The organism is Pantoea sp. EKM101V (assembly GCF_011800325.1).
Taxonomy (GTDB): Bacteria; Pseudomonadota; Gammaproteobacteria; order Enterobacterales; family Enterobacteriaceae; genus Pantoea; species Pantoea anthophila.
On record NZ_JAALFP010000024.1, the window covers coordinates 1 to 4583 of the forward strand.

Below are 4583 nucleotides of genomic sequence, written 5' to 3' on the forward strand. Positions count from 1 at the left end.
AAAAAAAAAAGAGGTGTTGCGGGTTGCCCGCGAGCAGCTTCTGGGACAGCGTGAAGCTGAGGCCGCTAAACAGGCTCGGGCTGAAGAACGTCAGGCCGCTGAATTCACTTGGAACAAACCTAAGCATTTCCGTCGTTAGCCGGTAACGCTCGCCGCAGTGTTCGTCTGGCGAAGCCAGGGGAACCGAGGAAGCGTCATTTCACCTATCGTTGGCATATGGCACGTACGCACCGGAGCCTCTTATGGCTACACAACACAAAATTGCGCTGAACATTGCAAAATTCATTCAGGACCAGCGTCTGCTTTTGCTGGAAAAACCCAATTAGCTGGATTTAGACTGCGAAGCAGACATGTGTGAAAGGCTTCATGAGGATGTTGAACGCCTTCACAGGAGTTTTATGGCAACGTTAACTCAGGAATAGCGAAGACTGCATGGCAACCGTATCTATCAGTGAAGCAGCAAGACTTGCCGGCATTAGCCGTCCCACCATTTACAAGCTGATTAACAGTGGACAACTTAACGTTACGTCTGTTGTAAAGGGCGGGAAAACTGTAAAAGCCATTGATACTTCTGAGCTTATAAGGTTTTTTGGTACTATTGAAAGTTTTTCTGTAGCAACAGATTTTACAGTAAACCCGGAACAGGGCGTTACACGGTTTAACAGCCATGATTTACAGGATTTACAGCATAAAGTTGAGTTGTTACAGAAGGAAAATGAGGGTTTGAAAGAGGCCGTAGCCTCCCGGGATGACCACATTAGTTCTCTTCGCCAGGCTATGATGCTTCTTGAACATAAACAGGAGCCACAGCGGCCTTCGCCCCTTCCTGTGAGATGGTGGCAGTTCTGGAAATAGCCCTATCTTTCCTGCCGGTCAGGTTTGTTCTCGTTTACAACCTCGTCTAGAGTACTGGCATCTTCTCTTCGCAATTCTGCCTCATATTCTTTTCTGTAAATTTCGTCGCGCATCCATTTTTCGTGTAATTCAGTGTGTGTAATGAGTTTCACTTTTTCTCCTCGGGTTTATTTATGCCCCGTATACCAGAATTTTAACCTTCAATTGTAGATGCATCATGCTTTCGGGATTTCTTGTGTTTGAAGTGTGTTTGTAATGTGTTTACCCTCTTATCTCCGCTTTACGGTTGCAAGAAATACAGGCACGACACCGATGTATACACAAAATACCTGACGGTTATTTCATGCATCCATCGACGTGCCAAAGGGATCTTCCCTTTGAAACCCTGATGCGGTTCTACGAACCTGAACACAGAAACTCTTAAATCTGCTCTGGTTGCTCTCTCAGTTGCATAATTAGCGGTAGATTTAAATCCTTTCTGATTAGTGCTGATCCCCACACTCAACGACGCGGCCGTTGACCTTTGACGGCAAATCCCATCACCTTTTCGTGTCGTTTATGGGAATCAGCACTAATCAGGGATGTTAAATCCGCCCCTAGGTACTATTCCTGCCACGCCTGCCACGCCTGCCACGCCTGCCGCGCCTGCCGGCTTGGCCAACGCCTCACTGCCGCACAGTAAACTGCGCGCCCGTTCACCGTTATCGAAAATGAACGTTTCCCGTAAAAATGCGCTTTTAGTGGCAAAATACGGCTGGAACCGCCGGCCATTCACCTGCATGCATAACCATGCAGACGCGCAGAAATCATCAGGAGCGTTTTTCATGGTTCCGGACGGGGAAAGCTGCCGGAAACGGCCCGGGCAGCATAGAAACGCGCCGAGGGGCTCTGCAGGGGTGCGGCCAAGTACTGTTATGTTAAATACAACATGCAGGCAGGTAAGAAAAAATTGTGCCGCCGGGCCTGCGCAGGCGAAAATCCGGCCCATACTGATCCCATCCCTTCACCAGGGATTCAGGAGTTTTCAGCCACTGCACGTCTTCGGCCCCCGCGGGGGCTTTTTTTGCCCTGACTTCTTTCACGACTGCAAAAGGCTGCGTCCGGCAGCTGAGGCGCCGGTTCGTGACTGAGATGTTATGGTGAAGATAGTGTTCAGCAGAAAAGACTCTAAAAAACGTCATCTAGATAAGCAAGCTTGACGAAATATGGTATATCTACCGCGTGCTATGTTAAGAAATCTAAAAATATAGTATCTCTACAAAGAATTTTTTATCTGAAATTACAGTATTGTTCTGCAGGATATGCAGGGTGATAAAATCGGGAGTTTTTTTTATGAATAAATTAGCGTTGACGTTTTTCTTGTCTGTGAGTTCTTTTTTTTTATTAAGTTGCGCGTCTAATCCTGATCATAAAGGGAAAGATGAAAAGCTGTGGTCAGCTTCTAATGAATGTGTAAATATGATTAACTCACAGTCAAAATCCCGTGGTGGCACAATTGCATTAACTAATTTTCCAGTTAACGAATATTCATATGCGGTGATTAATTCATCTGATGGCATTACTGAAATAGGGCAAGGTTATATGAGGACATTACCTTATGTAACATCAACTGTATCAGATAAGCATGGCCCTGGGTCAGCATGGATTGCATGTATGCAGGCTCATGGTGTAAGTTTCGTTAAATAAACTTATAACCCTCCCGGCAAGCGTCGCGGGGAGGGGTGTAATGCTTGGTTGTGTGGCCTTTTAATATCTTCCAGTAAAATAATCTATCTTGATGATTTTACATGGGGAGGTTTTATTTTTTTCCGCCGAATAAAAATCCAACAATGCCTGCAACTATTGTCGATATGCTAGTAAATAAAGTTTTTGTGAACTCAGGTATTTCTTTTCCACTAGATGATGACTGTATATAAACCCACAAAATGCTACTAAGCATAAAAAGTATAATTAGTGATATAAGTATCAATGATCCTGTTTTTATTATAAGATCACCAAACTCCTTGTTTTCTTTACTTGTTTTAGGTTTGTGAGCGGACGCTACTTTTGCTGTTATAATAGTTTCAATTCGTTGCCAGAATTCTTCTGCTTGATAATTAGTAGATGAGTTTGGTTGATGATCTCTGTTTGTTGTGTCACCAATTATATTTACATTAATACCAGGATTTTGATTTGAACTTTGATTAAAAAAACCCATTAACTCACCCTCTCGTTAATGTACTCGTCTGAGTATGCAGAAGATTTTTTTTCAAAAATTTCAATGAGCGTTTCTTTGCTGACTAAGGGCTGGTTAGGCAAGATGTTGCTATCAGCTTGAATGATTACAGCTGGGCCGTTGTAATTTTGCGACCCTATTGTTGCCACGCTAAGGCTAAATACGTTATTGAATTTAATTCCGAACTCATTAGATATTTTGTTGGTTCTGATACTGGCTTCTTCTAGGTTTTGGTCTTCTTTTTTGAAAAACTTTTTAGTAATAAATGCCGATGGATTTTGACTTTCAACATAGAAATTACCAACCATACCTATTCTTGATATTTTGTATTCTATCCCGGAAAGCGATAGTGCCAGCTTGCATTTTGATTTGAATTCTAATAATTGTTTTTTATTGTCTTCAGTAGCTGAATAATTCTGGATGAAATCTATTCTATTTTTTGAAATGTTTAAACTATATTTACCAGAAACCGAGGCCCCTACTACTATAGGCATTTCGAATGGTATTTCTTGAGGTACTGGCATAACTTGAGGCATTTGATCTATAATTTCACCAAGATCTGTATTTAATTTTTCAAAAAAACGGTCAGGTCTTGAGATACTTCCTTCAATAAAAATAGCTAGTTGTGTCGATATTTTTTTTATCTGTGTCATTTTTGCATCCATGTTTGTATGAAAAATAGTCTTGTTTTACTTCTTGACTGTTTTTTTTATGAAAGGATAATCGGCTTTAAGCAAAAAAAAACCACCGCTACCAACGGTGGTCTTTTTAAGGTTCTCTGAGCTACCAACTCTTTGAACCGAGGTAACTGGCTTGGAGGAGCTCAGTCACCAAAACTGTTCTTTCAGTGTAGCCTTATCACACCAGAAACTTCAAGACTCTCCTCCTCTAAATCAGTTACCAGTGGCTACCGCCAGTGGCGCTTTGTCGTGTCTTCCAGGATTGGACTCAAGAGAACAGTTACCTGAACAAGACGTGGTAGTCGGGCTGAACGGGGAGTTCGTGCATACAGCCCAGCTTGGAGCGAACCACCTAAGCAGCACCCAGTGTCAGGCGTGGTATGAAGAAAACGCGGCCATAACAGCGGAAAGACACGGGCTAAGCTGTAAGGTGGGAACAGGAGAGCGCACGAGGGAGCCACCGGATGGAAACGTCCGGTATCTTTAAGTCCTGTCGGGTTTCGCCCCTTCTGATTTGAGCACCGGGAATCGGTTGATTTCTGTGATGTTCGTCAGGAGGGCGAAGCCTATGGAAAACCGTGGTGCCGGGGATTAGGCTCGGGGGGAAAGGGGGGCGCTGTTGATGTTGTACTGGAGGATTTATGGCCGGTTGTTTGCATGTTGTATCTAAGGCTGAATAGCAGTTTCTTGATGATGCTGTCTTTGCAGCAGAACTGGCAACAGAACTGGCAAAAGGCAAAAAGCCGTCTGGTCCGGAAAAAAAAAAGAGGTGTTGCGGGTTGCCCGCGAGCAGCTTCTGGGACAGCGTGAAGCTGAGGCCGCTAAACAGGCTC

Annotated in this window: 4 protein-coding genes and 1 pseudogene; 3 read left to right on the top strand and 2 right to left on the bottom strand. The window is 43.7% G+C overall.

Annotated elements, in window-relative coordinates; translation table 11 throughout:
- Positions 1–242 precede the first annotated feature (242 nt).
- The 3 genes and pseudogenes from HFD92_RS21365 to HFD92_RS21375 all read left to right on the top strand — a co-directional run bounded on the left by HFD92_RS21365 (position 243) and on the right by HFD92_RS21375 (position 2541).
- Positions 243–422, top strand: a pseudogene (locus tag HFD92_RS21365) (Rop family plasmid primer RNA-binding protein).
- A 10-nt stretch (positions 423–432) separates the two neighbouring features.
- On the top strand, positions 433–855 hold the full coding sequence (locus HFD92_RS21370) for a helix-turn-helix domain-containing protein (RefSeq protein ID WP_167429660.1): 423 nt from the start codon (positions 433–435) through the stop codon (positions 853–855).
- Positions 856–2187: 1332 nt separating this feature from the next.
- A complete protein-coding gene (locus HFD92_RS21375; protein ID WP_167429661.1) occupies positions 2188–2541 on the top strand; it encodes a hypothetical protein in 354 nt (117 codons plus the stop codon).
- A 112-nt stretch (positions 2542–2653) separates the two neighbouring features.
- On the opposite strand, the gene HFD92_RS21380 is transcribed toward HFD92_RS21375, so the two are convergent.
- Both HFD92_RS21380 and HFD92_RS21385 read right to left on the bottom strand, forming a co-directional pair.
- Complete coding sequence (locus tag HFD92_RS21380; RefSeq protein ID WP_167429662.1) at positions 2654–3052, bottom strand: hypothetical protein; 399 nt, start codon at positions 3050–3052, stop codon at positions 2654–2656.
- Positions 3052–3723 (bottom strand): hypothetical protein, encoded by a 672-nt coding sequence (locus HFD92_RS21385; protein WP_167429663.1) that lies wholly within the window; start codon positions 3721–3723, stop codon positions 3052–3054. The genes HFD92_RS21380 and HFD92_RS21385 overlap by 1 nt, the downstream gene beginning before the upstream one ends.
- Between the last annotated feature and the right edge of the window lie 860 nt (positions 3724–4583).

Excerpts from the sequence above, each read along its gene's own strand:
- HFD92_RS21380 (WP_167429662.1), bottom strand. The coding sequence starts at position 3,052 with ATGGGTTTTTTTAATCAAAGTTCAAATCAAAATCCTGGTATTAATGTA.
- HFD92_RS21370 (WP_167429660.1), top strand. The coding sequence starts at position 433 with ATGGCAACCGTATCTATCAGTGAAGCAGCAAGACTTGCCGGCATTAGC.
- HFD92_RS21385 (WP_167429663.1), bottom strand. The coding sequence starts at position 3,723 with ATGACACAGATAAAAAAAATATCGACACAACTAGCTATTTTTATTGAA.
- HFD92_RS21375 (WP_167429661.1), top strand. The coding sequence starts at position 2,188 with ATGAATAAATTAGCGTTGACGTTTTTCTTGTCTGTGAGTTCTTTTTTT.